Source organism: Nocardiopsis codii, assembly GCF_036327455.1.
GTDB classification, from domain to species: domain Bacteria; phylum Actinomycetota; class Actinomycetes; order Streptosporangiales; family Streptosporangiaceae; genus Nocardiopsis; species Nocardiopsis codii.
The window spans coordinates 1-21,381 of the sequence record NZ_JAUZMY010000060.1 but is presented as its reverse complement, the minus strand read 5'-3'; the positions used below and the strand labels follow the sequence as shown (position 1 = coordinate 21,381).

At 72.9% G+C, this 21,381-nt stretch carries 20 protein-coding genes; 9 read left to right on the top strand and 11 right to left on the bottom strand.

Annotated elements, in window-relative coordinates:
• Positions 1 to 84 precede the first annotated feature (84 nt).
• The 3 genes from Q8791_RS31160 to Q8791_RS31150 form a co-directional block, all read right to left on the bottom strand.
• Entirely contained in the window at positions 85 to 729 is a 645-nt protein-coding gene (locus Q8791_RS31160) for a response regulator transcription factor (protein WP_330095441.1), read from the bottom strand.
• Entirely contained in the window at positions 726 to 1,763 is a 1,038-nt protein-coding gene (locus tag Q8791_RS31155; protein WP_330095440.1) for a sensor histidine kinase, read from the bottom strand. The genes Q8791_RS31160 and Q8791_RS31155 overlap by 4 nt, the downstream gene beginning before the upstream one ends.
• Positions 1,764 to 2,661: 898 nt before the next feature.
• Complete coding sequence (locus tag Q8791_RS31150; RefSeq protein ID WP_330095439.1) at positions 2,662 to 3,252, bottom strand: TetR/AcrR family transcriptional regulator; 591 nt, start codon at positions 3,250 to 3,252, stop codon at positions 2,662 to 2,664.
• Between the two features lie 282 nt (positions 3,253 to 3,534).
• Between Q8791_RS31150 and Q8791_RS31145 the strand changes: the two genes are divergently transcribed.
• Positions 3,535 to 4,428 (top strand): oxidoreductase, encoded by an 894-nt coding sequence (locus tag Q8791_RS31145; protein ID WP_330095438.1) that lies wholly within the window; start codon positions 3,535 to 3,537, stop codon positions 4,426 to 4,428.
• A gap of 153 nt (positions 4,429 to 4,581) precedes the next feature.
• Here the strand turns inward: Q8791_RS31145 and Q8791_RS31140 are convergent, their stop codons facing one another.
• Together Q8791_RS31140 and fepB are read right to left on the bottom strand one after the other, a co-directional pair.
• Positions 4,582 to 7,125, bottom strand: coding sequence for a penicillin acylase family protein (locus Q8791_RS31140; protein WP_330095442.1), 2,544 nt, complete (start codon positions 7,123 to 7,125; stop codon positions 4,582 to 4,584).
• A gap of 247 nt (positions 7,126 to 7,372) precedes the next feature.
• Complete coding sequence (fepB, locus tag Q8791_RS31135; protein ID WP_330095437.1) at positions 7,373 to 8,368, bottom strand: Fe2+-enterobactin ABC transporter substrate-binding protein; 996 nt, start codon at positions 8,366 to 8,368, stop codon at positions 7,373 to 7,375.
• A gap of 58 nt (positions 8,369 to 8,426) precedes the next feature.
• Between fepB and Q8791_RS31130 the strand changes: the two genes are divergently transcribed.
• Positions 8,427 to 8,897 (top strand): MarR family winged helix-turn-helix transcriptional regulator, encoded by a 471-nt coding sequence (locus tag Q8791_RS31130; protein WP_330095436.1) that lies wholly within the window; start codon positions 8,427 to 8,429, stop codon positions 8,895 to 8,897.
• A 95-nt stretch (positions 8,898 to 8,992) separates the two neighbouring features.
• Positions 8,993 to 10,390: an enterochelin esterase gene (gene fes, locus Q8791_RS31125; RefSeq protein ID WP_330095435.1), complete on the top strand. Its 1,398-nt coding sequence runs from the start codon at positions 8,993 to 8,995 to the stop codon at positions 10,388 to 10,390.
• A gap of 98 nt (positions 10,391 to 10,488) precedes the next feature.
• Here the strand turns inward: fes and Q8791_RS31120 are convergent, their stop codons facing one another.
• The 3 genes from Q8791_RS31120 to Q8791_RS31110 all read right to left on the bottom strand — a co-directional run bounded on the left by Q8791_RS31120 (position 10,489) and on the right by Q8791_RS31110 (position 14,018).
• Complete coding sequence (locus Q8791_RS31120) at positions 10,489 to 11,523, bottom strand: nitronate monooxygenase (protein WP_330095434.1); 1,035 nt, start codon at positions 11,521 to 11,523, stop codon at positions 10,489 to 10,491.
• A 257-nt stretch (positions 11,524 to 11,780) separates the two neighbouring features.
• Positions 11,781 to 13,016 carry an MFS transporter gene (locus Q8791_RS31115; protein ID WP_330095433.1) on the bottom strand — a complete coding sequence of 412 codons (1,236 nt, stop codon included), beginning with the start codon at positions 13,014 to 13,016 and terminating at the stop codon, positions 11,781 to 11,783.
• Between the two features lie 114 nt (positions 13,017 to 13,130).
• Positions 13,131 to 14,018 (bottom strand): LysR family transcriptional regulator, encoded by an 888-nt coding sequence (locus Q8791_RS31110; protein WP_330095432.1) that lies wholly within the window; start codon positions 14,016 to 14,018, stop codon positions 13,131 to 13,133.
• A 271-nt stretch (positions 14,019 to 14,289) separates the two neighbouring features.
• Here Q8791_RS31110 and Q8791_RS31105 point away from each other — a divergent pair, with 271 nt between their 5' ends.
• Positions 14,290 to 15,045, top strand: coding sequence for an SDR family NAD(P)-dependent oxidoreductase (locus Q8791_RS31105; protein ID WP_330095431.1), 756 nt, complete (start codon positions 14,290 to 14,292; stop codon positions 15,043 to 15,045).
• Between the two features lie 87 nt (positions 15,046 to 15,132).
• Here the strand turns inward: Q8791_RS31105 and Q8791_RS31100 are convergent, their stop codons facing one another.
• From Q8791_RS31100 to pfkB, 3 genes are all read right to left on the bottom strand, one after another.
• Positions 15,133 to 15,330: a hypothetical protein gene (locus Q8791_RS31100; protein ID WP_330095430.1), complete on the bottom strand. Its 198-nt coding sequence runs from the start codon at positions 15,328 to 15,330 to the stop codon at positions 15,133 to 15,135.
• Positions 15,331 to 15,525: 195 nt separating this feature from the next.
• Positions 15,526 to 15,795 carry an HPr family phosphocarrier protein gene (locus Q8791_RS31095; protein WP_330095429.1) on the bottom strand — a complete coding sequence of 90 codons (270 nt, stop codon included), beginning with the start codon at positions 15,793 to 15,795 and terminating at the stop codon, positions 15,526 to 15,528.
• Between the two features lie 65 nt (positions 15,796 to 15,860).
• Entirely contained in the window at positions 15,861 to 16,802 is a 942-nt protein-coding gene (gene pfkB / locus Q8791_RS31090; RefSeq protein WP_330095428.1) for a 1-phosphofructokinase, read from the bottom strand.
• Between the two features lie 335 nt (positions 16,803 to 17,137).
• Between pfkB and Q8791_RS31085 the strand changes: the two genes are divergently transcribed.
• The 5 genes from Q8791_RS31085 to Q8791_RS31065 all read left to right on the top strand — a co-directional run bounded on the left by Q8791_RS31085 (position 17,138) and on the right by Q8791_RS31065 (position 21,044).
• Positions 17,138 to 17,899 (top strand): DeoR/GlpR family DNA-binding transcription regulator, encoded by a 762-nt coding sequence (locus tag Q8791_RS31085; protein ID WP_330095427.1) that lies wholly within the window; start codon positions 17,138 to 17,140, stop codon positions 17,897 to 17,899.
• A 145-nt stretch (positions 17,900 to 18,044) separates the two neighbouring features.
• Positions 18,045 to 19,154 (top strand): PTS mannitol transporter subunit IICB, encoded by a 1,110-nt coding sequence (locus Q8791_RS31080; protein ID WP_330095426.1) that lies wholly within the window; start codon positions 18,045 to 18,047, stop codon positions 19,152 to 19,154.
• Complete coding sequence (locus Q8791_RS31075) at positions 19,151 to 19,459, top strand: PTS lactose transporter subunit IIB (protein WP_330095425.1); 309 nt, start codon at positions 19,151 to 19,153, stop codon at positions 19,457 to 19,459. Before Q8791_RS31080 ends, Q8791_RS31075 begins: the two co-directional genes overlap by 4 nt.
• Positions 19,449 to 19,892 carry a PTS sugar transporter subunit IIA gene (locus tag Q8791_RS31070; protein ID WP_330095424.1) on the top strand — a complete coding sequence of 148 codons (444 nt, stop codon included), beginning with the start codon at positions 19,449 to 19,451 and terminating at the stop codon, positions 19,890 to 19,892. Before Q8791_RS31075 ends, Q8791_RS31070 begins: the two co-directional genes overlap by 11 nt.
• 111 nt (positions 19,893 to 20,003) lie before the next feature.
• Entirely contained in the window at positions 20,004 to 21,044 is a 1,041-nt protein-coding gene (locus Q8791_RS31065) for a zinc-dependent dehydrogenase (RefSeq protein ID WP_330095423.1), read from the top strand.
• Positions 21,045 to 21,381 lie beyond the last annotated feature (337 nt).

Here is a 21,381-nt window from a genome sequence, read left to right as displayed (position 1 = left end):
GGGGGGGGGGGGGGGCCGTGGGGCGGGGGCCCGGTAGGAGAGGCGGGGAGCGGTGCCGGAGCGGCGGAGGGGCGCCGCCCGGGGTCAGAAGCGCGGCTCGGCCTTCTTGCGGTGCGAGGGCAGGGCGCCGGCCTCCACGGCCTTGTTCACCGCGTCGATCCGCGAGACGGCGTCGAGCTTCTCGAAGATGTTGCGCATGTGCCGCTTGACGGTCCCCTCGGTGATGTCCAGGCTCCGGGCGATCTCCCGGTTGCTCATCGCCTCGGACACCAGCCTCAGCACCTCCACCTCCCGAGGGGTGAGCGTCGACCCGGTCGTCGGCGGCCGGTGCCAGTTCGGGGAGGAGACGACGACCGTCGTGCGGTCGGGGTCGCGCAGGCCCCGGATCGCCGCGACCAGGGTCACCATGTCCACGGTCTTGTGCAGGTACCCCCGGACACCGAGGGAGAGCAGGTCGCTCACGAGCGCGGAGTCGTCGTGCATGCTCAGGATGACCACGTGGGTGGCGGGCGCCCGGGCCAGCAGCTCCCGCACGGTGTGCCGGGGGTCGTGCTCCGGCATCTCCAGGTCGAGGAGGACGACGTCGGCGCCGGCCGCGACCACGGTCGGGACCAGGGAGCGGGCCGAGCCCACGCTGGCGACCACCTCCAGGCCGGGTTGGGCCCGTAACAGGTCGCAGAGGGCCTCGCGCAGCAGGTGGTGGTCGTCGACCACGGCGATGCGGATCATCGTGCGGACTCCGCTCCGATCGAGGGGGTGATGACGGGGATGAGGATCATGGTGCGGGTCCCGTCCCCCGGCGCGCTGAGGAACCGGACGCGCCCGCCCAGGGCGGTGATGCGCTCGGAGAGGGACGTCAGCCCGGACGAGGCCCCCGCCTCGGAGCCCCGGGCGAGCTGCTTCTCCACCTCGAACCCGGCGCCGTCGTCGGACGCGATCGCCCGGATCTCGGTGCGTTCGAGGCGCACGGCGATGTGCACCTGTTCGGCCCCCGCGTGCCGCACGGAGTTGCGCAGGCACTCGCGCAGCACGAGGAACAGCTCGTCGAGGAAGTGCGGGGGCACCCACGACTCCTCGCCGGAGAAGTCCAGCCGGACGGCGGGCACGGTCAGGTCGAGGGATTCGGTGTAGGAGCGGAGGGCGGTTTCGAGCGAGCCCGCGCGCTCGCTGCGGCGCTGGTCGGAGATGAGCTCGCGGAGCTGCTGGTTGAGCTCGAAGAGCGCGCCCTTGAGGGCGCGCAGGCGTCCGTGCGCCTTCGCGTCGGGTTTGTGGGAGGAGAGCAGCTCGTACAGTTCCAGCTGGCGGTTGGCGAGGCTGACGGAGCTGCCGATGCGGTCGTGCAGCTCGCGGGCGAGGAAGCGCCGGAACTCCTGGTTGGCGGCCTGCTCCTGGCTCAGGAAGCGGGCGTTCGCGCGGATCTGGGCGGCCTCCATGCGCAGGGTGGTCTCGTTCTGCGCGGTGACCAGCGCGGCCCGCACCCCGGCCGCCGGGGCGTCGCAGGGCAGGGCGGCGGCGATCTCCTCGAAGAGGAACCGGGCCGCCTGGCCGGTGTGGCGCGGGTGGATGGCCCAGGACTCCTCCTCCACCTCGGCCCAGTAGGTCTCCGTCATCCGGTTGACGCGCTGGGAGGGGCGGCCGTGGTGCAGGCTCCAGGCGCTGTCGCCGATGACGGAGGCGGCCCACGCGGACGCGTACTTCCAGGACTCCGCGTCGGTTCTCAGCGGGTTGTGCTCGGAGAAGAGGCGGGTCGAGAGGCGGCCCACCAGGTCGGAGGTCCCTCTGAGAAAGGAATCGGCATGGGAGTTCTCCGGAAACGGCGGGAGAACGCCGTTCTCCCGCTCAGGGAAGGCCGAATCCTTACCATGCATCGGATGGTCGTGTCCATTCATTGAGCGCGTCACGAGAGGACCTGTCGTGTGAGGGGACGTGAATGCGGTTCGGGCCCCGGGATTCGGGTCCCGAGGACGACCGGGAGGGAGCCGTGCGGGCATGGCCCGGCGGAGGTCCTCACGTTCCTGTGTGTGCGCGCCACCCCCCGGTTCGGCGATTCCCGTCGGACTCCGACGTCGGCGGCGCTTCCCCGAGTGCCGACACGTAATCCTGCCCGATTTCTCCCTTGAAGGTCGTTTCTGGGAGAGTTCTGGGCGCGGATGTCCTGTTGGAGCCGGTTGGGGTCCGCGCCCGCCTGGTTCGGGTTTGTGTTTCAGTAGCGTATGTGATGTCCCTCGCGGTGGAAAAGGTTCTCGAGGGCCGGTTTCGGTCAATGCCGGAAGGCCGAACATTCGCAGGTCAGGGCACAATGTCCGTCATGTGGCTTAAGTCACTTTTATCCGCCCTGCGGGGAGGCCAAGGTCCTGAGGCGAACCCGTCCGGGTCGCGTGTCGGACCGCTTCCGGGACGCCGTCGGCGCCCCCCGGACGCCGCGCCTCAACCCCGGTCGAAGGCCGGCGCGGGAGCCTCCTCGAACTTCGTCGAACACCGCGTCGATCCGCACGGCGCCCGGAGGGGCCCCTCGACCCGCCACGGAACGACGATCCGCCGCCCCGGAGCATCCGGAGACATCCGTCGGGCGCCTGCTCCTGCCCCGCGACCACGGGATCGGCGCCCGGCGGGACGTGCGGAGCGGGGCGCACCCTGCCCGCCGGCGGTCCCGGTCCCGGGTCAGCGCGGGGCGAGGCCCTCGAAGAGGACCCGGACCACCTCGGCGAGGCTCTCCTCGACCTTCTCCGGCGAGGTCGCGGCGTTGAGCGAGGCGAAACCGTGCAGGGCGGCGGACACGGTGGCCGCCACCGGCCCGGGATCGTCCCCGGCGATCTCGCCCCCGGCCTGCCCGTCGATGATGGGCCGCACCACCGTGTCGAGCAGCCGCTCCACGGCGGAGGACAGCTGGGGGGAGGCCCGGGAGTCGTGCTTGCGCGCGTACATCAGGTCGAGCAGTGCCGCGCTGTCGATCGCGAACCCCACGTAGGTCCTGGCCAGGGCCAGGACGCGGGTACGCGCACCCGTGTCCTCCGCGGTGTCCAGGGCGTGTTCCAGGCGCCCGGTGAGGCGGTCGAACCCCGTGAGCGCCAGCGCGTCGAGCAGGGCCTGCTTGTCCTTGAAGTGGCGGCCGGGGGCGGCGTGGCTCACCCCCGCCTCGCGGGCGAGCTCGCGCAGGGACAGGGCGGACGGACCGCGTTCGGCGAGCGCGCGCTCGGCGCTGGCGATCAGGGCGGCGCGCAGATCTCCGTGGTGGTAGGGGCGGTCAGCCATGCCATCCAGCATAAACGGATGCCCTCGGCGCCCTCGTGGCCGTCGTCCGCCCCCAGGCGCGGGGAAGCGCGTCCGTGCGGTGGAGGGACGCCGCCCCGAGACATCCGCCCCCCGTGCGCGTGGGAAGCGCGCTTCCCACGGGGGCGGCGCGGGCGGTCGGGGCGGCGAGCGGATCTCCTCGGCAGCGGGGGCCGGCAGCCGTGCACCCAGCGGAAACGGAGTCGCACGCCATCCCGATTGTTGTCATTGACAACTTGTCAGGAGCTCGCCTACCGTGGCGAAATGGACACCACAGCGGTCACCATCCCCGACCTGAGCGGCCGTACGGCGGTCGTCACCGGAGCAAACAGCGGCCTGGGCATCGAGACCACGCGCATGCTGGTCGCGGCGGGTGCCCGCGTGGTCATGGCCGTGCGCGACGAGGCCAAGGGGCGGGCCGCGGCGGACAGCGTCGGCGGCGACACCGAGGTGCGCCACCTCGACCTCGCGGACCTGGCGTCCGTGCGGGAGTTCGCCGAACAGTGGGAGGGCGACCTCCACCTCCTGATCAACAACGCGGGCATCATGGCGGTGGCCCAGGGGACCACCAAGGACGGGTTCGAGCTCCAGTTCGGCACCAACCACCTCGGCCACTTCGCCCTCACGAACCTTCTCCTGGAGCACATCACCGGTCGCGTGGTCACCCTCTCGTCGGGGCTGCACCGCCGCGCGCCGGGCATCGAGTTCGACGACGTCAACCTGGAGCGGGGCTACACCCCCTACCGGGCCTACGCCCAGTCCAAGCTCGCGAACCTGCTGTTCACGCTGGAGCTCCAGCGACGCCTGGAGGAGGCGGGCTCCCCGGTGCTGTCCACGGCGGCCCACCCCGGCTACGCGGCGACCAACCTCCAGAGCCACGGCGCCAACCCGGTCTCCCGCGCGATCGCGCTCCTGGGCAACCGGGTCGTCGCCCAGAGCGCCGCCCACGGCGCCCTTCCCACGATCTTCGCCGCCACCCAGGACGTGCCCGGAGCGGCCTACGCCGGGCCCAAGGCCATGGGCGGGACGCGCGGAGCCCCCGCGCTGTCCAGCCGGAGCGAGGCCGCCTGGGACGGGCGCGCCGCCAAGCGCCTGTGGGCGCTCTCGGAGGAGATGACGGATGTCGCCTTCCCGCTCAAGCCCCTGGACCGGCACTGACCCGGTCACCCGATCCCTCCGGCGCACGTGCCCGACCTGCCCCTCGCACGGCACGCCGTGAGGGGCCGTGAGACGCACCCCGCGCCCTGAACCGGCCGGACGCACGGAGGGTCCCGCCGAACCCGGCGGGACCCTCCGTGCGTCCGCGACCCCCTACGGGGTGAGGACCAGCTCGTCCACGGCGGCCTCGCGGACCGCCTCCTCGGTGACCGTGAACGGGAGGGTCCCGCCCTCGCTCCACGGCTCCAGCTGGTCGTCGTAGTGGGGGTGGAAGGCGTGGCCGGAGTTACCGGTGAGGTGGATCCACGTGGACGCGTCCCGGTCCGCCAGGTCCACCACCATCCGCATCGACGGCACGGCGGTGATCCCGTACCCCTCGGAGGGCTGCCAGCCGGTGGCGTTCACGATGCTGGAGCCGCCTGAGCTCTCCACGGGTCCCCGGTTGAACAGCCACTCGACCGGGCCGATGCCGGAGGTGCCGAACGACTCGTGGGTCGCGGTGAGGGTGTGGAGGTCGCCCCAGCGCCAGTCGGCGGGGTCGTCGCCCAGCAGCTCCGTCAGCTCTTCGGTGGCGGCGTCCATCGCGGCGACCAGCACCTCGTCGCGTCCGTCGGCCTCCCCGCCCCGCCACCAGGCCGAGTCGGGGTCGTCGAGCAGGCCGGCCACCACGTACATTCCGCGCGAGTTGCCGCTCATCTCGTACGGCTCCAGCTCGTCGAACAGGATCGGCAGCAGGTGCCGCCAGGTGGCCTGGTAGAACGCCGCCCCGGCCGAGTCGCGTTCGGTGGACAGGTCCCAGTCCCGCAGCTGATCCCGAGCCCGTGCGGAGGCCCCGTCCACGTCGGCCTCCAGCAGGTACGGGACGACGTCGACGGCCCCGCCGTGGAACGAGTCCATGTGGATGTCCGACATGACCTCCCCGTTCACCGGCCCGTCGGCGAGAGCCTCGTCCAGGAGGTCGTTGATCCGCTGGGACCGGTAGCCGTAGTCCCAGTCGTCGGTGAGCATGTGCTCGTAGTCGGCGTCCACACCGGCCTGGTTCGCCGTGACGATGACGCCCGACTCGGGGTTGTACACGCTCGGCAGCTCGTCGAAGGGGACGTACTCCGCCCAGTCGTAGTCCGAGTCCCACCCGGGGGCCGGGTAGCGGCCGTCGCCCTTGCCGCGGATCGGCACCGCGCCGGGAGCCTGATAGCCGATGTTGCCCTCGTTGTCGGCGTAGACGAGGTTCTGCGCGGGGACGTCGAACTGGCTTGCCGCCTCCCGGAAACCGTCCCAGTCGCGGGCTCTGTTCAGCGTGAAGATCGCGTCCGCCGTGGTGCCCGGGCTCAGCGCGGTCCACTGGAGCGAGACGGCGTACTCGTCGCCGTCCGCGCCCTCCAGGCCGGGTTCCTCGGCGACGGCCGCCAGCCCCTCGCCCACGGCGGTGTCGGACATCAGCGGACCGTGGTGTGTCGAGCGGACGACGATGTCGACGTCGTCACCGCCCGCGACCTCGATGGTCTCCTCGCGGGTCTCCAGCGGCAGGGTCTCCCCGTCGACCACGTAGCCGTCGCCGTCGATCTCCTCGACGAACAGGTCCATGACGTCGGGGTTGAGGTTCGTGAACCCCCAGGCGATCGACTCGTTCTGCCCGATCACCACGCCGGGCAGACCGGAGAAGCTGAACCCGCTGACGTCGAAGGGGCAGGCGTCGGTGATCTCCGTGCAGTGCAGCCCGATCTGGTACCAGGTGGACGGCATCGACGCGCCCAGGTGGGGGTCGTTGGCGAGGAGGGGCAGCCCGCTCTCGGTGTGCTCACCGCCCACCACCCACGAGTTGGAGCCCAGGTCGGGGCTGGTGCTGGGGCCGAGCATGCGCGGGAGCGCCGCCGCCGCGTCCGCCACGCCGGTCAGGGCCGGGACGACGTCGTCGGGAAGCTCGGGGGCGCGGCGCTCGTCCCCTTCCGGGAGGTCGTCCTCGGACGCCTCCTCCTCGCCGGGACCGACGTGCTCGTCGGTGTCGGTGATGGGCGCGTGCTCGTCGAACGGGTAGACCGGGTAGAGCTCCTCGACCTGCTCCTGGGTCAGTCCGGCGTCGAGGAGCTGGGCGCGCTCGGTCTCCTCCCGCATGTTGCCGCCCAGGTCCCACGCCATGGCCTTGAGCCAGGCGAGGCTGTCGACGGGGCTCCACTCCTCGATGGCGTGACCCCCGTTGAGCACGGCCAGCAGGCCGTACTCCAGGCTGGCCGCGGCGCCGTCGTGCCCGTCCAGCCACGCGTTCACCCCGGCCGCGTAGGAGTCGAGGTAGCTCCGTGTCTCAGGGGTCAGGAGCTCGTACTCCTGCTCGGCGACGTGCCGCCAGCCCATGGTGCGGAGGTAGGCGTCGGTGTCCACCTGGTCGGGGCCGAACAGCTCGGCGGTGCGGCCCGCCGTGACGTGGCGGCGGAAGTCCATCTCCCAGAACCGGTCCTGGGCGTGGGTGAACCCCTGGGCCATGAAGAGGTCGTGGGTGTTGTCGGCGTAGACGTGCGCGACGCCGTTCCCGTCGCGCAGCACGGTGACCGAGGACTCCAGCCCGGGCACGGAGAGCTCGCCCGAGGTCTCCGGGAACGACCTCCGCACCGTCCAGACCCCGAGGAGCGCGGCCATGAGGACCAGAGCGGCCACGGCGGCGAGAAAGCCCAGAAGTACACGAACAAGCACACGCTTACGCATTACACCCATGGCGGAACCCTAGAGTGCCCGAGGTCACAGGCTCTAGAGGTCAGGGCGGGTGGGCCCAATTTGTTACCAACTGGTACGCCGGGCCGCGCCCGGTCCCGGGTACGCCGGGCCGGACGCAGGGGCCGCGCCGCCGCGGCGGCGGAGCCCCGGCCACCCGCCCACCCCGGTCGGCGAGGCCACGGCCGGCCGACTCCGGCCGGCCGACTCCGGCCGGCCGCCGGGCCGCGCCCCGGCGGGCTCAGGAGCCGATCACCTCGGTGAGGCGCTCGGCGACCACCGGGACGCTGTAGTAGTCCATCCGGAAGGACGCCGCCCCCAGGGTGAACACGCGGTCGTCCTCCCACGCGGGGACGCTCTCCAGGGTGGGGGAGACCTCCAGGTAGTCCTCGATCTCCTGGCCCTGGGTGTTGACGAACAGCAGCGTGGCGTCGCCGAAGTCCGACGCGCGCTCGGACGACAGCTCGACGATGTCGCTACGCTCCCCGCCCTGACCGCTCGGCGCGCCGACGTCGTCGGGAAGCGCGTGGACCGCGAGGCCGAGGTCCGTGACCAGGCGCCCCTGCGCGGACTCCTCGGTGAACACGTTGAACCCGTTGGGGGTCCCGGTCAGGACCACCACGTCGTGCTCGGTGTCGAGCCGGGCGGCCGTCTCCTCGACCAGCGCCTCGTACTCGGCGGTGATCTCCTCCGCCCGGTCCTGGCGCTCGAAGGTCGCGGCGTACTGGTCGGTGGTGTCCAGCCAGGCCATGTCGGACTCGCCGTGCACGACGGTGGGGGCGATCTCGGACAGCTGCTCGTACACCTCCTCCGAGACGGCGTCCGCGCCGAACCCGTTGCCGACGATCAGGTCGGGGGCCGCCGAGGCGACCGCCTCCAGGCTGACCTCGGGGCCGGGCAGGGGCTCGACGCCCCGCTCGTCGGCGGTCTCCGCCCACTGGGCGAAGAACCCCTTGTCGTCGGTGAGGGCGGAGGTGCCGGTGACGCCCGAGGCGACCACGGGGACGTCCAGGCTCAGGAGGAGGGGGGTGCTGGTGACGCTGACCGAGACGACGCTCCGGGGTTCGGCGGGGATCTCGGTGTCTCCGTAGAGGTGGCTGACAGTGCGGGTCCCGCCGCCGCCCCCGTCCGCGGGGGCGGCGGCGGTGTCCTCCGCGCCGCAGCCCGCGAGGAGGAGGACGAGGGCCGCGGAGGCGACGCCGGTGGTTAGGGTGGCGGAGACAGGTGCTTGCTTCATGACAAGAATAGTTAGGTATGGCTATCCTAAATGTCAATTCGGTAGAGTGCGAGGAACGATGACCGAGTCACGGCCGTCCACACCACCCGCCCCCACGGCCCGCAAGGACACCGGGGTCCCGTCCGCCCGCGCGGCGGGGGAGGCACTGCTGCGCACGGCCCAGCGCCTGGAGGGACTGCTCGGCGGGCTCGCCGCGGAACACGGCCTCACCGTGTTCCAGGCGCGTGCCCTCCGGGCCCTGCACGACACCTCGTCGCAGAGCGCGCTGGCCCGCCAGTTGGGCTGCACCGCCTCCCGCGTGTCCATCGTCACCGGCGAACTGGAGGGCCGCGGGCTCGTGCGCAGGGTCGCCTCGGTGAGCGACCGGCGCATGCGCGTGGCCCGTCCCACGGAGGAGGGAAGCCGCGTGGTGGACGCGATCGGGGCGGGTCTGACGGCCCGGTCGCCGCTCTCGACGGCCCTCACCGACGACGAGGTCGCCGCCCTGTACCGGCTGCTCTCCAAGGTCGAGGCCACCCCGGAGCCCTGACGGAGCCCGCCGCCCGGGGGCGGCCGCCGCGACCGCCCGGTCGCGGCGCCGGACCCGCCCACGACACCAGGAAGCCCGAGAGGTCGCACCGCCCCATGCCGCAGCCCGTCCCCACCCACACGATCCCTCCGCGCCTCAAGCGCACCGTCCGCCCCGAACGCGTCGCGACCCCCGGCGCGGACGAGGCGGCCCGCGACCCCCGGGCGTTCTGGCGCGCCGTAGAGGACGGGGGGACCCCCGTGGTCGGCGAGGACGACGGCACGGGCCACCGTCCGGTGACCTTCCTGTGGCGCGGCGGCGACGAACTCGCCGACGTCATCCTCGTCGCGAACAAGATCGCCGACGCCGACTCCTACGACCACAACCGCATGGAGCGGGTGCCCGGCACCGACGTGTGGCACCTGACCTACCGGATGCGCGGCGACTGGCGGGCCTCCTACACCGTCGCCCCCGTGCCCGCCGACGGCGCCCCCGCCCCCGAGGGCTCCCTGTCCGCGATGACCCGGCTGCGGCGCGAACGCGCCCTCGCCGTGGCCGACCCGGAGGACCGCCCCGCCGTCGCCCGCTGGTTCGACGCCCTCGCCCACGCCGTTCCCGACCCCCTCGCCAGGGAGCGACTGGACGCCACCGCGTCGGTCGTCTCGCTGCCCGAGGCCCCGCCCGAGCTGTGGCGGCCGGTCGGCGGTCGGGCCGCCGCGGGGGCCTCCACGGGAGCCTCCGCCGGGACCGGACCGTCGGCCGACGAGCGGGCGCCGGCGGAAGGGGAGGTGACCACGGCGGAGCTCGTCAGCGACCGCCTGGGCAACACCCGTACCGTGTGGGTCCACCGCCCCGCCCTCGCACCGCCGGACGGCCGCCCCTGGCCGGTCGCCGTCCTCCTGGACGGACGGGACTGGCACTCCCTCCCCCTGGCCCCGCTCCTCGACGGGCTGATCGCCGACGGCACGCTGCCACCGGCCCTGACCGTGATGGTCGACTCCCTGGACCCCGCCACCCGGACCCGCGAGCTGGCCTGCGACGACGCCTTCGTCGACTTCCTCGGACACGAACTCCTGCCGTGGCTCGGGGACCGCCACGGGATCACCGGCGACCCCGGGCGCACCCTGGTCGCCGGGCAGAGCCTGGGCGGGCTCACCGCCGTCTACGCGGCCCACCGCGCGCCGCACCGGTTCGGCAGGGCCCTGTCCCAGTCGGGCTCGTTCTGGTGGCCGAACGTCGCCGTGACCGGAGGGGAGAGCGAACGCATGGCCCGGCTGGTCGCCGGGGCGGACACGGTGCCGGGCCGGATCCACCTCAGCGCCGGGCTCAACGAGTGGGCGCTGCTCGACGCCAACAGGCGCCTGCGCGACGCCCTGTCCGCGCGCGGGGCCGATCTGGGGCGGGACCCCGGCTACGTGGCCCTCACCGAGTACAACGGAGGCCACGACCGCGCCTGCTGGCGTGCCGGACTCCCGGAGGGGCTGGTCTTCCTCACCTCCGACTGGGAGCGCTGAGGGGCGGCCCCGGCCGGTTTCCCGCGGTCCCGTGGCGCGGCCGGACCCGACCGCGTCGAGCGGGGCCGCCGCGGGCGCGCGGCCCGCGCCCCCTCGCGTCAGACCCGGGCGCCCGCCTCGGCCGCCTCGCGGCGCAGCCGCGCCACGATCTCGGCCGCCGGGGCGTCGGTGGCCCCCCGGAACCCCTGACCCGCCCACAGGGCCATCCCCCCGGTGTCCCCCGCCTGGGCCGCGGCCGCGCGCAGCGGCCTGGTCATGTGGTGGACGTCCGGGTAGGCGTACGGCGTCTCCGGGTGCTCGGTGATGAACCGGTTGACCAGCCCTCGCGCAGGACGCCCGGTGAAAGCCCAGGTCACGTCGGTTTCATTGAAGGCCGGGTCGGTCAGCGCCGCCTTGTGCCAGGGGTTGGCGCCGCTCTCCGGGCAGCGCAGGAACGCGGTCCCCAGCTGCGCCGCGGCCGCACCCGCGTCGAGGACGCGCGCGATCCCCTCCCCGGTCATGACACCGCCGGCGGCGACCACCGGCACGTCCACGGCCGGGACCACGTCGGCGAGCAGGTCGAGCAGCGGCCGGTCCCCGCCCCGGGCGGGGTCGAACGACGCCCGGTGCCCGCCCGCCTCCAGCCCCTGGGCGCACACCCCGTCGGCGCCGCGCTCCACGGCGGTCCGCGCCTCCTCGACCGTGGTCACCGTTACCACGGTGGCGGTGCCGGCGGAGCGCAGCCGGCCGAGGACCTCGGCGTCGGGGCAGCCGAACGTGAACCCGACGACCGGGACCGCGGCCTCCGCCAGCAGGTCGATCTTGGCCGCCCACGCGTCGTCGTCGTGCACCGGCGCGCCGACCGCCGCCCCGTGGCGCACGGCCTCGGATTCCAGCCGCCGCCGATGCGCCTCGACCGCGCCCGGGGCGGCGGGAGGCCCGGGCGCGAACACGTTCACGCCGAACGCCGTGACCCCCGCGTCCAGCACCTGCCGGACCTGGTCGCGCACCGCGTCGGGGTCCAGGTACCCGGCGGCGAGGAACCCGACCCCGCCCGCCCCCGCCACGGCCGTCGCCAGGGCGGGCGTGGAGCTGCCCCCCGCCATGGGCGCCTGGACGATCGGGCGCTCCCGCAGTAGTTCCGCCAGACCCATGTGTCCTCACTTTCCCCGTCTCCCGGGAAATGCTACCGATCCGCGATTTCGGGATCCCACGGCACCCGGCGCCGAACGGGCGGCGGAACACGGCCGCCTTCCAGGGTGACGGCGGTCACCGAACCTCTCCTCTCGGTGGAGTTCTCCCCCTGCCGGAAAGGTGGTGCGCCGACGCCCTTTCCGAGGATCCTCCGATCCCTTTTTCGTGCTCCCTCCGACGCCTTTCCGTGAAAAGGGGGCCGAGAAAAGGAGGGAGCTCACCCGTTCCGCTCCTCCGCCTCCGGCGCGGGTTCCGAGCCCTCGGCCGGTCCCGCCGACTCCGGAACGAACCGGGCCAGTACCGCCGACGCCCCCGCCAGGAGCACGCCGACCGAGGCCAGGACCGTCGTCGTCCGGACCATGCCGAACAGCTCCCACATCCACCCGAACGACAACGTGGTCGCCGCGACGAAGACGCCGCCGACCATCGCCAGCATCGAGAACATGGTGTTGCGGTTGGCGTCGGTGAACATCGTCTGCTGCCACACGCCCATCAGCACGCCCGTCAGCCCGATCAGGAGTTCGCTCGCGACGAGGCCGACCGGCAGGGGTACCGACCCGTGTGCCGCCAGGACCACGGGTGCGCCCACCAGGGCCGCGAACGCCGGGCCCCACCGCCGGGGGTCCCGCCGGTCCGCGAACCTCGCGCACAGGGCGCCCGCCACCAGCGCCGCCGTCATCACCAGCAGCATCAGGCCGTTGAGCCGCACGTCGTCGCCGTACGCGGCCACCAGCATCGGCTGCCAGGACACCACGAGGAGGGCGGTGCCCACGGCCATCGACGCCACCAGGGCCACGAGCGGCAGGAACCGTGCGCCCGCCACCAGGGAGGCGGACTCGACGACGATGGCCAGGACCCGGCGTCCCGGCTGGCCCGGTGACGGCGGGAAGCACACCGGGCCGAGCGCCGCCAGCAGCACGAGGAGGACCCCGCCCGCCGCGACCAGCGGGTCGGCGGGCATCCAGGCGCCCGCGACCATGACCGATGCGGCCCCCAGGACCCCGCCGCTCCTGCCCGCGACCTGCCCGTACCGGACCGTCCGCGCGATCCGGGCGGCCCGGTCGCGGCTGCCGATCCGGTTGACCACGAGCGCGGTCGGGGTGCCCGAGTACAGGTGGTAGCCGACCGCCCACAGGCCCAGGCCCAGCGCGGTCGGGGCGAACGTGTCGGCGAGGCCGAACACGACGAACCCCGCGCCCCAGAGGGTCAGCCCCACCACCATGAGCCTGCGGTGCCCGTAGCGGTCCCCGAGGGCTCCGCTCGGAGCTTCGATGACCAGGCCGACCAGGTTCGCGGCGGCGAGCACCGTGCCCAGGAGCCACGGGTCCACCCCGCGGCCCATCAGGACCGTGATGAAAACCGCACCGAAAAGGAAATCGGCGATCGCCGCGGCCAGAACGAAAAGAGAGAATCGGAGCAGGAGGGGGGATTCCCGTAATGGCGCAACGGTCATGGGGGTGCTTTTCCGTCTGAGGGAACCCGGTGGTCCCCGCGCGTGAATTCCGCCCACGCTAACACGCGTACCATTGTCCGGCCAGCGTTTTTCCGAGGCCGTTTCCCCCGGGAACTACACCAGGGCCTCCGAGAGGGCGGCCGCCAGGACCGGGACCCCCGGGTGCGTGCTCCCCCGCGGCCAGACCAGCCCCATCGACGACTCCGGGAGCCCGCTGACCGGAACGAACGCGATGTCGTCCCGGCCGCTGTGCCAGGCGGTGGACCCGGCGAGCAGCATCGCGCCACTGCCCGACGCGACCAGCGACAACCCCTGCTGGAGCGTGTCCACCCCGGCCTCGTGGCGGATCGTGCGGCCCAGCGGGGTGACGGTCGGGGAGTGCACGCGCAGCCAGTGGTCGGGTGCGTTCCGGACCGGGACGAGCGGTACCCGTGCCATGTCCTCCACACCGACACGGGGCCGCGACGCCAGCGGGTGGTCGGAGGCGACCACGAGCCGCTGCGGCTGCCGCGAGAACTCGGGTCCCACGACCAGGTCCCGCCCGCGTACGGGGAGGAGGACGACGGCGGCGTCGACCTCGCCCTCGCGCAGCGTCCGGAACGGGTCGGACAGCGTGATCTCCACGATGTCCACCCGCGAGGCGGGGTCGCGCTCCTCGAACACCCGGATGGCCGCGGCCACGGGACCGCTCGCCGAACCCTGGAGACCGAGGCGCAACCGCTGCCGCGCGTCCCTGGAGCGGTCACGGGCCCCGTCCACCACCGCGGCGAGGGTCCTGTAGGCGGGCCCCAGGGCGGCGAGGAACTCCTCGCCGAACGGGGTGAGGGACACACGGAGGCCCGACCGGTCCACGAGCGGCGCGCCGACGCGGTCCTCCAGCGAGTGCAGCAGCCGGTCGGCCCCGCCCTGCGGCAGGGACAGCCGTTCGCCCGCGCGCCCGAGGTGCGACTCCTCGGCCAGGACGAGGAAGCACTCCAGCTCCCGGATCTCGATACCCCTCAACCGGCCCCGCCCCCGCTCGTGTGTACGCCGCCGTGGCACCGGACCCTCCCCGGGGCCCGCACCGGGATCGATGACCCCCACATGGAAGATGGAAGCACGAGCCCCCCGCCGCGGTCCGGACCGCCTCCCCGGTCGCGGCACGCGCCCGTCGCGGCCCCCGCGCCGCGCGGCGACGGCCGCCGGTGCGGCGGGGTCCGGCCCGGCGGGGTGGACCCGCGCCTCCAACGGATACGCTCGGCGCGACAGGAAGTATCCCGGGGAGGAACCCACCATGACAGCGACCGCGGTCGTCACCGGAGCCAGCAGCGGGATCGGGGCCGCCACCGCGCGCGGGCTGGCGGCGGAGGGCTACGAGGTGGTCCTCGTGGCCCGACGCGAGGACCGCGTCGAGGCGCTGGCCGAAGAACTGGTCAAGGACGGCCACCGCGCCCGCGCGCACGTCCTCGACGTCACCGACCGCGCGGCGGTCGACGCCTTCGCGGAGTCCCTGGACTCCTGCGACGTGCTGGTGAACAACGCGGGCGGCGCCATCGGGACCGAGACCGTCGCGACCGCCGACCCCGCCGACTGGCGGACCATGTACGAGGTCAACGTCCTCGGCGTCCTCAACATGACGCAGGCACTGCTGCCCCGGCTCATCGCCGGCGGCGACGGCACGATCCTGGTGGTCTCCTCGGTGGCCGGCCACGTGGCCTACGAGGGCGGGGGCGGTTACGTCGCCGCCAAGCACGGCGCGCACACCATCGCCGCCACCCTGCGCCTGGAGCTGTGCGGCGAGCCGGTCCGGGTCCTGGAGGTCGCCCCCGGGATGGTCAGGACCGAGGAGTTCTCCCTCAACCGCCTGCGCGGGGACGCGGACAAGGCCGACGCGGTCTACGAGGGCGTGCCCGACCCGCTGACGGCGGAGGACGTCGCGGACACCATCGTGTGGGCGGTCACCCGGCCCCCGCACGTGAACATCGACCTCATGGTGGTGCGCCCGCGAGCCCAGGCCGCCCAGCACAAGGTCCACCGCGTGGGGAAGTAGCCGACCGCTCCTCCGGGCCCGGAACGCGCCCGGAGGGGCCCGCGGCCCCGGGCGGAACCGGTGCCGTCCCGACGTTCCGGGCCGGGCTCAGAACCGCGGGACCGCCGCACCGTCGGGGTCGGCGGACGCGCACTCGGCGCAGTCGCAGTAGTTCGTCATCGTCATGGACCGGCACCGGGTGCAGATCTTGCGCTTCGCGCCGGGCGCGTCGTGCTTCCAGTCGTGGTGCCCCCGCCGACAGATCCCGGAGGGGCGGAGGGCGGTGTCGTCGCGCGAGGAGTCCATGGCAGAACCGTAGCCCCGCCGGGAGGTCGGTGCCAGGGCGCCGGCGCGGTCCGGCGAAGACATCCCCGGACACTCCGGATGTCCCGGGCATCGGCAGGGGGCCGAGGGGGCCGGGGCCCGGACGTCCCCTGGACAGACCGGAGCCCGGTACCGCCGCGTGACGGTACCGGGCTCCGGGGTTCCGGCCTGGAGGGGTCAGGCGTCCAGGTCGGTGGCCAGCATCTCCACCAGCTCGTCCAGGACCTTGTCGGCGGTCTCGGACTCCTCGGCGGCGAGGGTCACGGTCTCGCCGTGCTTCGCGCCCAGCGCCATCACGCCGAGCACGCTGCGCGCGTCCACGGGGGCGCCGTCCTCGCGGGCGACGGTGACGGGCAGGCCGGTCGCGTTGACGGCCTGGACGAACAGGGAGGCCGGTCGGGCGTGCAGGCCGAGAGGCGAGCCGATGGTCACGGTGCGCTGGGGCATTGTCAGTCCTCGGGGAGTAGTCGTCGGCCGGGAGGAGGCCCGGCCCGTTGCACAGTTTCGGAACGTCAGAGCTCGTGGACCGACAACCGGGGGTCGGGGTCGGGCACGACGGTGATGGAGTCGGAGGCCACGTCCCCGGGGGAGGGGACCGTCGTTCCGGGCAGGGAAACCGCGGCGGTTCCCCATGCCACGGCGTGTCGCAGCCGCTCGACGGGGGAGTCGCCGGCGCCCAGGAACCCGGCGAGGGAGCAGTCGCCCGCGCCCACCGTGCTGCGCGTGCGGACCTCGGGTCCGCGCGCCCACCAGGTGTTCTCGGGGCCAACGAGTATCGCACCGTGCCCACCCAGTGTCACCAGGGCAGAACGGTTGCCCCATCCGAGGACCTCGCGTGCGGCCTCGACGACCTCGCCGACGGTCGACAGGTCCCGGCCGATGAGTTCGGCCAGTTCCTCGTGATTGGGTTTGAGCAGCGACACCGTCCCGGCGCGGGCCGCGGCCTCCAGCGGCTTGCCCGAGGTGTCCAGGGCGAGCGCCACCCCGTAGGAGGCGGCGAGTTCGGCGACGCGCACGTACAGGTCGTCGGGGGCGCCGGCGGGGAGGCTGCCGCTGGCCACCACCCACTCGGGGCCCTTGGCCAGTTCGTCCTCCAAGGCGGCCAGGAGGGCGTCGGTCTCCTCGGGGGTCAGGGTGGGCCCCGGGGCGTTGAGCTTGGTGGTGGTGCCGTCGGCCTCGGTGACGGCCACGTTGGCGCGGGTCTCCCCGGTGATGGGGACGGTGACGCACGGCAGGTCGCCGAGGAGGGTGACGAGCTCGGCGCCGCCCCCTCCGCCGACGGGCAGGACGGCCTTCGTGGGGACGCCCGCGCCGCGCAGGGCACGTGCGACGTTGACGCCCTTGCCGCCCGCTTGCGCGCGGGTGGCGGACACCCGCAGGACTTCGCCTCGTACGAGGTGGTCGACCTCCAGGGTGTGGTCCACGCTCGGATTGGGGGTGAGGGTGAGGATCATCGGTTCTCTCTTCGAGGTGTCCGTGCCCAGCCCGGCCCGGATGTGGGACTGTCTTTGATTATGTGTGTTTGTCTGTGTATGTCAACACTATTGTGTCCAGGTTTCCGGTTCGAGGCCGGGTAGCTGTGTGCGATGTGTGGTTGGCGGTCCTGTTCGCCCGTGCGGCTGCTCAGATGTTCGCCGCCCTCGCTTCCTGGTCAACCCGGTTGGTCGGGTTGCACAGAGCATGGGTCTCCGGCGGGATTGCTGCGATATTGGGTTGGGGTACCCCTTGTGTGCTCCAGGCAACACGATTAAACTCACCGAAAACCACACCGAAACACAGGTGATCCAACATGTACGCGGAAGAGCGCCAGAAGGTGATCCTCGAACGCGCCCGCCGTGACGGCCGGGTCGACGTGACGGGGCTCGCCGCGGAGTTCGACGTGACCTACGAGACCATCCGGCGCGACCTCACGGCGCTGGAGCGCCACGGTGTGCTGCGCAGGGTCCACGGTGGCGCGATCCCCGTCGAGCGGCTGGGATTCGAGCCCACCCTCAATGTGCGCGACTCCGTGTTGACAGAGGAGAAGGAGCGCATCGCCAAGGCGGCTCTGGCCGAACTCCCCGACGAGGGCGCGATCCTGCTCGACGCGGGGTCCACCACGGGGCGCCTCGCCGAACAGCTGCCCGCTGACCGGGAGCTCACCGTCGTCACCAACTCCCTGTCCATAGCGCTCACGCTCACACCGCGTACCAACATCAACCTCATGCTTCTCGGCGGGCGCCTGCGCACGCGCACCCAGGCCACGGTCGACGCCTGGGCACTGCGGGCTCTCGCCGAGTCCTACGTGGACGTCGCCTTCATGGCCAGCAACGGCGTCTCCGTCGAGCGCGGGCTCACCACCCCCGATCCCGCCGAGGCCGAGGTCAAGCGCGCCATGATCGCGTCCGCGCGGCGCTCCGTCCTCCTCGCCGACCACACCAAGGTCGGCAACGACCACTTCGCCCGCTTCGCGGCGGTCGAGGATCTCGACCTGGTCATCACCGACACCGGGCTCGCCACAGGGCTCGCCGAAGAACTGGAGGCCTCTGGACCCCGCGTCCAGGTGGTCTGACCAGACCGGGCGCCCGGAGCGGCGGGAGGGACGACGGTTCGCCGTCCTGAACCGACCGCCCCAACCCCTCCCGGGCGCTCCACCCATCACCTTCTCCCCACACCGGCGCGGCAGAACGCCCGTCGTACCTCTCAGGAGGTCCCCCATGTCCACACAGCAGAGCAGCGGCAGACTCACGGCGGTCCGTTCCTCAGTCCAGCGTTTCGGCGGGTTCCTCGCCAGCATGGTGATGCCCAACATCGGGGCGTTCATCGCCTGGGGCATCATCACCGCCCTGTTCATCCCCGACGGCTGGCTGCCGAACGAGTACCTCGCGCAGCTCGTCGACCCGATGATCAAGTTCCTGCTCCCGCTGCTGATCGCCTACACCGGTGGAACCCTGGTGTACGCACAGCGCGGTGGCGTCGTCGCCGCGGCCGCCACCATGGGTGTGATCGTCTCCGCGGACATCCCCATGTTCCTGGGCGCCATGGCCATGGGCCCGCTCGCCGCCTACCTGATGAAGCAGTTCGACCGGGTCGTCCAGCCGCGCATCAAGACCGGCTTCGAGATGCTGGTCAACAACTTCAGCGCGGGCATCCTGTCGGCGCTCCTGGCGATCCTCGGCGCCTACGTCATCGGCCCGGTCGTGCGGACCATCGCCGACGCCCTGGGCGCGGGCGTGCAGTTCCTCATCGACATGAGCCTGCTGCCCCTGGTGTCGGTCATCGTCGAGCCGGCCAAGGTCCTCTTCCTCAACAACGCCATCAACCACGGCGTCTTCACCCCGCTCGGCTCGGCCCGCGCGCTCGCCGAGGGCAGCGCGATCGAGTTCCTCATCGAGGCCAACCCCGGTCCGGGTCTGGGCATCCTGCTGGCCTGCATGCTCTTCGGTCCGAAGGTCAGCCGCGCCACCGCTCCCGGCGCCATCGTCATCCACCTCTTCGGCGGAATCCACGAGATCTACTTCCCGTACATCCTCGCCCAGCCGAAGCTGATCCTCGCCGTGATCGGCGGCGGCATGTCCGGTGTCGCGACCTTCATGATCATGGACGCCGGCCTCGTCTCGGCCGCCTCGCCCGGCAGCATCATCGCCCTCATGGCCGTCACTCCGCCCGGAGGCCACATCGGCGTCCTGGCAGGTGTCGCCGCCGCCACCATCGTCTCGTTCGTCCTCGCCTCGCTCCTGCTCGGCTTCGGCCGCTCCGAGCGCAAGGCGGCGAAGGAGGAGAAGGCCAAGCAGGCCGAAGCAGAGAACCAGGAGACCACAGCATGAGCAGCATCCAGGGGTCGGACATCAAGAGGGTCGTCGTCGCCTGCGACGCCGGCATGGGAAGCAGCGTCCTCCTGACGTCCCAGCTGAAGAAGTCCCTCTCGCCCCACGGGGTCACCGTGGAGCACTCCGCGGTGGACCGCATCCCGGACGGCGCCGACGTCGTCCTGTGTCAGGCGGGCCTGGTCGCACGGGCGAAGGCCCGGGTGCCCGACACCGTCGTGGTCGGCTTCCAGATGTTCCTGGGCGACCCCGCCTTCGCCCGCCTGGAGCAGGTCATCCGGGACGGGGACACCCTTGCCGACTGACCTCGTCCTGACCGCCGACGCGGTGCGCCTGGGCCGCGTCGCCGCCGACCGGGCCGCCGCCATCGACCAGTGCGGTGCGCTCCTGGTCGAGCTGGGCGCCGTCGAACCGGGCTACGTGACCGCGATGCACGAACGCGAGGCGTCCGTCCCCACCTTCGTCGGTGAGGGCGTCGCCATCCCGCACGGCACCGACGCCGGGCGGGCCCTGGTCAAGGAGACCGCGCTGGCCGTCGTCCAGTTCCCCGACGGGGTCGACTGGGACGGGTCCACCGTGTACGTGGCCATCGGTATCGCCGCCTCCGGGGAGGAGCACCTGGGTGTGCTCTCCTCCCTGGCGGGGGTGCTCACCGACCCGGAGAAGGCGGCGCGTCTGCGCTCCGCCGCGACCCCGGCCGACGTCATCGACCTGCTCGGTCCCGACCGGAGCGGCTGAGCGGCGCCACCCCCCGCGGCTCCCCGCACCGGCCCACCGGCCGGTCCGTCCACCACATCACCCGCCGGGCCGTGATCCGGCCCGGCGGGGCCCCACCAGAAAGGCCCGAACATGCTCGTCGCCCGCTTCTACGCACCCGGTGACATCCGACTGGAGCAGGCCCCCGAGCCGACCGCCGGACCCGGACAGCTCAAGATCGCCGTCGCCAACTGCTCCACCTGCGGCACGGACGTGAAGATCTCCCGACACGGCCACCACCACATCCGCCCGCCCCGGGTGATCGGCCACGAGATCGCCGGACGCATCGTCGAGGTGGGCGAGGGCGTCACCGGTTGGGACGAGGGCGACCGCGTCCAGGTCATCGCCGCCATCCCCTGCGGCACCTGTGTCGAGTGCGCCGACGGCCGCTTCACGGTGTGCTCCAACCAGGAGTCGATGGGCTACCACTACGACGGCGGTTTCGCCGAGTACATGATCATCCCCGAGTCGGTCCTGGCCGTGGACGGGGTCAACCGGGTGCCCGAGAACATCGACCTCGCGGAGGCGTCCGTCGCCGAGCCGCTCGCCTGCGTGCTCAACGGCCAGGAGATCGCGGGTGTCGGCGAGGGCGACACGGTCGTCGTCATGGGCGCCGGCCCGATCGGCTGCCTGCACGTCCGTCTGGCCCGCGCCAAGGGCGCCGCGAAGGTGTTCCTGGTGGACATCAACCGCGGCCGCCTCGACATGTCCGCCGACATCGTCCGGCCGGACGCCACCATCTGCGGTGGGGAGGTCGACGCGGTCCAGGAGGTCCTCGACCTGACCGGCGGCCGGGGCGCCGACGTGGTCATCACCGCCGCCGCCTCCGGGCGCGCCCAGGAGGACGCCCTCAAGATGGTGTCGCGCAGCGGCCGGATCAGCTTCTTCGGCGGCCTGCCCAAGGACGCGCCGATCATCCAGCTGGACTCCAACCTGGTGCACTACCGGGAGATCTCCATCTTCGGGGCCAACGGCTCCAGCCCGGAGCACAACCGCCGCGCCCTGGAGCTGATCGCGTCCGGCGCCGTCCCCGTGGCCGACCTGATCACCGAGCGGATGCCCCTGTCGGACGTGCACAAGGCCATCGAGACGGTCGCCTCGGGCACCGCCATCAAGGTGACCATCGAGCCGTAGGACCCCACCGGGGCCGGGGACGGTGCGCGTCCCCGGCCCGGAACCGGTCCGCCCCGGGGCGGGGCCGTCCACAGCCCCTGCCGGGGGCCGGCGTCCTGGGGTTGGATTGACGTAGGGGGCCCGGAGGGCCGGTCGGCACCGTGCTGCCCGTGGGCCGCCGCCGGACCGCGGCACCGGGCCGCCGCGCAGGGCCGGAGCACCGGACCGCGGCACCTCCCCGGTGCCCCGATCGGCGGCCCGGCCCCGGTCCGCCCGGGCGCTCCGCCCCGGTCCGTCCCGCCCCGGTCCGACGCTCCGCGGCCCCGACCCCGCCCGCGAGCCCCGACCCCGCCCGCAC

Excerpts from the sequence above, each read along its gene's own strand:
- Q8791_RS31160 (WP_330095441.1), bottom strand. The coding sequence starts at position 729 with ATGATCCGCATCGCCGTGGTCGACGACCACCACCTGCTGCGCGAGGCC.
- Q8791_RS31150 (WP_330095439.1), bottom strand. The coding sequence starts at position 3,252 with ATGGCTGACCGCCCCTACCACCACGGAGATCTGCGCGCCGCCCTGATC.
- Q8791_RS31145 (WP_330095438.1), top strand. The coding sequence starts at position 3,535 with ATGGACACCACAGCGGTCACCATCCCCGACCTGAGCGGCCGTACGGCG.
- Q8791_RS31140 (WP_330095442.1), bottom strand. The coding sequence starts at position 7,125 with ATGCGTAAGCGTGTGCTTGTTCGTGTACTTCTGGGCTTTCTCGCCGCC.
- fepB (WP_330095437.1), bottom strand. The coding sequence starts at position 8,368 with ATGAAGCAAGCACCTGTCTCCGCCACCCTAACCACCGGCGTCGCCTCC.
- Q8791_RS31130 (WP_330095436.1), top strand. The coding sequence starts at position 8,427 with ATGACCGAGTCACGGCCGTCCACACCACCCGCCCCCACGGCCCGCAAG.
- fes (WP_330095435.1), top strand. The coding sequence starts at position 8,993 with ATGCCGCAGCCCGTCCCCACCCACACGATCCCTCCGCGCCTCAAGCGC.
- Q8791_RS31120 (WP_330095434.1), bottom strand. The coding sequence starts at position 11,523 with ATGGGTCTGGCGGAACTACTGCGGGAGCGCCCGATCGTCCAGGCGCCC.
- Q8791_RS31115 (WP_330095433.1), bottom strand. The coding sequence starts at position 13,016 with ATGACCGTTGCGCCATTACGGGAATCCCCCCTCCTGCTCCGATTCTCT.
- Q8791_RS31105 (WP_330095431.1), top strand. The coding sequence starts at position 14,290 with ATGACAGCGACCGCGGTCGTCACCGGAGCCAGCAGCGGGATCGGGGCC.
- Q8791_RS31100 (WP_330095430.1), bottom strand. The coding sequence starts at position 15,330 with ATGGACTCCTCGCGCGACGACACCGCCCTCCGCCCCTCCGGGATCTGT.
- Q8791_RS31095 (WP_330095429.1), bottom strand. The coding sequence starts at position 15,795 with ATGCCCCAGCGCACCGTGACCATCGGCTCGCCTCTCGGCCTGCACGCC.
- pfkB (WP_330095428.1), bottom strand. The coding sequence starts at position 16,802 with ATGATCCTCACCCTCACCCCCAATCCGAGCGTGGACCACACCCTGGAG.
- Q8791_RS31085 (WP_330095427.1), top strand. The coding sequence starts at position 17,138 with ATGTACGCGGAAGAGCGCCAGAAGGTGATCCTCGAACGCGCCCGCCGT.
- Q8791_RS31080 (WP_330095426.1), top strand. The coding sequence starts at position 18,045 with ATGTCCACACAGCAGAGCAGCGGCAGACTCACGGCGGTCCGTTCCTCA.
- Q8791_RS31075 (WP_330095425.1), top strand. The coding sequence starts at position 19,151 with ATGAGCAGCATCCAGGGGTCGGACATCAAGAGGGTCGTCGTCGCCTGC.
- Q8791_RS31065 (WP_330095423.1), top strand. The coding sequence starts at position 20,004 with ATGCTCGTCGCCCGCTTCTACGCACCCGGTGACATCCGACTGGAGCAG.